Source organism: Pseudomonas sp. PS02303, assembly GCF_029959925.1.
GTDB lineage: Bacteria > Pseudomonadota > Gammaproteobacteria > Pseudomonadales > Pseudomonadaceae > Aquipseudomonas > Aquipseudomonas mandelii.
Genome location: NZ_JASCOM010000351.1, coordinates 1 through 4,897, shown reverse-complemented (window position 1 = coordinate 4,897; position 4,897 = coordinate 1). Strand labels below are relative to the sequence as shown.

Below are 4,897 nucleotides of genomic sequence, written 5' to 3'. Positions count from 1 at the left end.
GCTTGCTCCCGCTGGGTCGCGAAGCGGCCCCAAAAGCTTTGCGACTGCTTCGCAGCCGAGCGGGAGCAAGCTCCCTCGCCACACAGGCTCGCACCCACAGGGGACTGCACAAATTTACGGGAGACCACCATGCCGCGTTTCGCAGCCAACCTGTCCATGCTGTTCACTGAGCAGGATTTTCTTGCCCGTTTCGAAGCGGCCGCCAAGGCCGGCTTCAGTGGTGTCGAGTACCTGTTCCCCTACGACTTCAGCTCTGCCGAGATCAAGGCCAAGCTCGACGCCAACGGCCTGACCCAAGTGCTGTTCAACCTGCCGGCCGGTGACTGGGCAAAGGGCGAACGCGGTATCGCGTGCCTGCCGGACCGGGTTGAAGAGTTCCGCGCCGGTGTCGATCTGGCAATCGCTTACGCAAAAGTGTTGGGCAACACCCAGGTCAACTGCCTGGCGGGTATTCGTCCACAAGGTGTCGACGATGCCACCGTGGAAAAAACCTTCGTCGCCAACCTCAAGTACGCCGCCGACAAGCTGCAAGCGGCGGGCATCAAACTGGTGATGGAAGCGATTAACACCCGCGACATCCCGGGTTTCTACCTGAACAACACGGCGCAAGCCCTGTCGATTCGCGAACAGGTCGGCAGCGCCAATCTGTTCCTGCAATACGACATCTATCACATGCAAATCATGGAGGGCGACCTGGCCCGCACCATGGCTGCGCACCTGGGCGAGATCAACCACATCCAGTTGGCCGATAACCCGGGGCGCAACGAACCGGGCACCGGTGAAATCAACTACCGCTTCCTGTTCGAACACTTGGACCGCATCGGTTATCAGGGTTGGGTTGGTTGTGAATACAAACCGCTGACCACCACTGAAGCGGGCCTGGGCTGGCTGAAAACCCACAACGCGATCTGATACCGCGTCATCGTTCTTCGCGGGCAAGCCTCGCTCCTACAGGATCAGGTTGATACGCAACAGGGCGACAGACACGTACCCGTAGGAGCGAGGCTCGCCCGCGAAGGCGTCCTCGCCGACACCCACGAATTTTGCGAACAGAGCAATAAAAACAAGAGGAATTTCTCATGGCTAAAATCGGATTTATCGGCACCGGCATCATGGGCCACCCAATGGCGTTGAACCTGCAGAAAGCCGGTCACAGCCTGTTCCTGTCGGCGCACCACGACGCCGCCCCGGCCGACCTGATTGCCGGTGGCGCCGTCGCCCTGGCGAACCCGAAAGAAGTCGCCCAGGAAGCTGAAGTCATCATCATCATGGTGCCGGATACCCCGCAGGTCGACGACGTGCTGTTCCGCGCCGATGGCGTTGCGGCCGGCGTGGGCAAAGGCAAAATCGTTATCGACATGAGCTCGATCTCGCCGACGGCTACCAAGGCATTCGCGGCCAAGGTCAGCGAAAAAGGCGCTCAATACCTCGACGCGCCAGTGTCCGGCGGTGAAGTCGGCGCCAAGGCCGCGACCCTGAGCATCATGGTCGGCGGTGATGCCGATGCCTTCGAACGCGCGCTGCCGCTGTTCCAGGCCATGGGCAAGAACATCACCTTGGTCGGTGGTAACGGCGACGGTCAGACCGCGAAAGTGGCGAACCAGATCATCGTCGCGCTGAACATTCAGGCCGTGGCCGAAGCACTGCTGTTCGCCGCGAAAAACGGTGCCGATCCCGCCAAGGTCCGTGAAGCGCTGATGGGTGGTTTCGCCTCCTCGAAGATCCTCGAAGTGCACGGCGAGCGCATGATCAAAGGTACCTTCGACCCGGGCTTCCGCATCAGCCTGCACCAGAAGGACCTGAACTTGGCTCTGCAAGGTGCCAAAGAGCTGAACATCAACCTGCCGAACACCGCCAACGCCCAGCAAGTGTTCAGCACCTGCGCAGCCATCGGCGGCAGCAACTGGGACCACTCGGCGCTGATCAAGGGCCTGGAACACATGGCGAACTTCTCGATTCGCGATAAGTAAGCCCTGCCCAAAACCCTGTGGGAGCGAGCCTGCTCGCGAAAGCGGTTTCACATTCAACATCTATGTTGGCTGACACACCGCATTCGCTAGCAGGTTAGCTCCCACAGGGATCTGAGTTGCACCTTCAAATAACAAGAATTCCGGGAGCCCGCCATGTCGGTCGATCCGCAACAATTCCTGCGCGAGCTGTTCGCCACAGCCATCGACGCCGCCCATCCGCAGCAAGTCCTCGAAGCCCATTTGCCCACAGATCGCAGCGGTCGGGTGATTGTCATTGGCGCCGGCAAAGCCGCGGCCGCCATGGCGCAGGTGGTCGAGCGTTGCTGGCAGGGTGAAGTCAGCGGTCTGGTGGTCACCCGTTACGGCCACGGCGCCCCATGCGAAAAAATCGAAGTCGTCGAAGCGGCTCACCCGGTGCCGGACGCAGCCGGTCAAGCCGTCGCCAAGCGCGTGTTTGAACTGGTCAGTAACCTGAGCGAAGACGACCGCGTGATCTTCCTGCTCTCGGGCGGCGGTTCTGCCCTGCTGGCCTTGCCGGCCGCCGGCATCACCCTCGCCGACAAGCAGTCGATCAACAAAGCCCTGCTCAAGTCTGGCGCGACCATCGGCGAGATGAATTGCGTGCGCAAGCACCTCTCGGCGATCAAAGGCGGCCGCCTCGGCAAGGCCTGCTGGCCGGCCACTGTTTATACCTACGCGATTTCCGATGTGCCGGGCGACCTCGCCACCGTCATCGCGTCCGGCCCCACCGTGGCCGACCCGAGCACGTCGCCCGAAGCCCTGGCGATCCTCAAACGCTACGGCATCGACGTCCCTGCCTCGGTCCGAACCTGGCTGCAGAGCCCGGAATCGGAGACGGTCAAGCCCGGCGATCCGAGCCTGGCGCGCAGTCACTTCCAGTTGATCGCCCGCCCCCAGCAATCGCTTGAAGCGGCGGCCGTGAAAGCGCGCCAGGCCGGTTTCAGCCCGCTGATCCTCGGCGACCTGGAAGGCGAATCCCGCGAAGTGGCCAAGGTTCATGCCGGCATCGCCCGGCAAGTGGTCCTGCATGGCCAACCATTGGCGGCGCCCTGCGTGATTTTGTCGGGCGGCGAAACCACCGTCACCGTGCGCGGCAATGGCCGTGGCGGACGCAACGCCGAATTCCTGCTGAGCCTGACCGACAGCCTCAAAGGCCTGCCCGGTGTCTACGCCCTGGCCGGTGACACCGACGGCATCGACGGTTCCGAAGACAACGCCGGCGCGATCATGACCCCGGACAGCTACGCCCGCGCCGCCGCCCTCGGCCTGAGCGCCAGCGACGAGTTGGACAACAACAATGGCTACGGCTATTTCGAGGCGCTGGACGCATTGATCGTCACCGAACCGACCCGCACCAACGTCAACGACTTCCGCGCCATCCTGATCCTCGAGAGCCCTAACAATGACGCCTGATAAAAAGGTCAAAATCCTCGCCACCCTTGGCCCAGCCACCGACGGGATCGATGACATCCGTGAGCTGGTGCAGGCCGGGGTCAACATCTTTCGCCTGAACTTCAGCCACGGCGATCACGCTGACCACGCGCAGCGCTATCAGTGGATTCGTGAAGTCGAGCGCCAGCTCAATTACCCCTTGGGCATTCTGATGGACCTGCAAGGCCCGAAGCTGCGGGTCGGCAAATTCGCCGAGGGCAAGGTGCAACTGCATCGCGGCCAGGCCCTGCGCCTGGACCTCGACCCGACGCCGGGCGATCAGCGCCGGGTCAACCTGCCGCATCCGGAAATCATCGCCGCACTCGAGCCCGGCATGGACCTGCTGCTGGACGACGGCAAGCTGCGTCTGCGCGTGGTCACCAAATACGCCGACGCCATTGACACCACGGTGCTCAACGGCGGCGAACTCTCGGACCGCAAAGGCGTGAACGTGCCCCAAGCGGTGCTGGAACTGAGCCCGCTGACCGCCAAGGATCGCCGCGATTTGAGCTTCGGTCTGGAGCTGGGTGTGGACTGGGTTGCGCTGTCGTTCGTGCAGCGTCCTGAAGACATCCGCGAAGCCCGGGAACTGATCGGCGACAAGGCGTTCTTGATGGCCAAGATCGAGAAGCCATCGGCGGTGACTCAGCTGCGGGAAATCGCCGAGTTGAGCGATGCGATCATGGTCGCTCGCGGTGACCTGGGCGTGGAAGTGCCGGCGGAAAGCGTGCCGCAGATCCAGAAAAACATCATCAGCCTCTGCCGCGAACTCGGCAAACCGGTGGTAGTGGCGACGCAGATGCTCGAATCGATGCGCTTCTCCCCGGCCCCGACCCGCGCCGAAGTCACGGATGTGGCCAACGCCGTGGCTGAAGGGGCCGATGCGGTGATGCTGTCGGCGGAAACCGCCTCGGGCGAGTACCCGCTGGAAGCCGTGCAAATGATGAGCAAGATCATTCGCCAAGTGGAAAACGGCCCGGATTATCAGGCGCAACTGGACGTGAGCCGGCCGAAGGCCGAGGCGACGGTTTCCGATGCGATCAGCTGTGCGATTCGTCGCATCAGTAACGTGCTGCCGGTGGCGGTGCTGGTGAACTACAGCGAGTCCGGGACGTCGAGCCTGCGTGCGGCGCGGGAACGGCCGACGGTGCCGATCCTGAACCTGACGCCGAACCTGCAAACGGCGCGCCGCTTGACGGTGGCGTGGGGGGTGCACTCGGTGGTCAATGACAGGCTGCGGCAAGTGGATGAAGTGTGTTCGACGGCGCTGGAGATCGCGCAGGCCCAAGGCATGGCGCAACGCGGGGATACCTTGTTGATCACGGCGGGTGTGCCGTTTGGGCAACCGGGGTCGACTAACTCGTTGCGTATCGAGACCTTGATTTAGCGTCCTTACCGGCCTTTTCGCGGGCAAGCCTCGCTCCTACAGGATTTGCGTGATCCCGATATTTGGCACGATGCAAACCCTGTAGGAG

At 62.5% G+C, this 4,897-nt stretch carries 4 protein-coding genes; all 4 read left to right on the top strand.

Going from position 1 to position 4,897, the window contains the following annotated elements; genetic code table 11:
* Positions 1–129: 129 nt before the first annotated feature.
* The 4 genes from hyi to pyk all read left to right on the top strand — a co-directional run bounded on the left by hyi (position 130) and on the right by pyk (position 4,809).
* On the top strand, positions 130–912 hold the full coding sequence (gene hyi, locus QMX98_RS32365) for a hydroxypyruvate isomerase (RefSeq protein ID WP_010456880.1): 783 nt from the start codon (positions 130–132) through the stop codon (positions 910–912).
* A 167-nt stretch (positions 913–1,079) separates the two neighbouring features.
* Positions 1,080–1,970, top strand: a complete 891-nt coding sequence (locus QMX98_RS32360) for a 2-hydroxy-3-oxopropionate reductase (protein ID WP_282411963.1) — start codon at positions 1,080–1,082, stop codon at positions 1,968–1,970.
* A gap of 153 nt (positions 1,971–2,123) precedes the next feature.
* Entirely contained in the window at positions 2,124–3,404 is a 1,281-nt protein-coding gene (locus QMX98_RS32355; RefSeq protein ID WP_282411962.1) for a glycerate kinase, read from the top strand.
* On the top strand, positions 3,394–4,809 hold the full coding sequence (pyk, locus tag QMX98_RS32350; protein WP_010456886.1) for a pyruvate kinase: 1,416 nt from the start codon (positions 3,394–3,396) through the stop codon (positions 4,807–4,809). Before QMX98_RS32355 ends, pyk begins: the two co-directional genes overlap by 11 nt.
* The last annotated feature ends 88 nt before the right edge of the window (positions 4,810–4,897 follow it).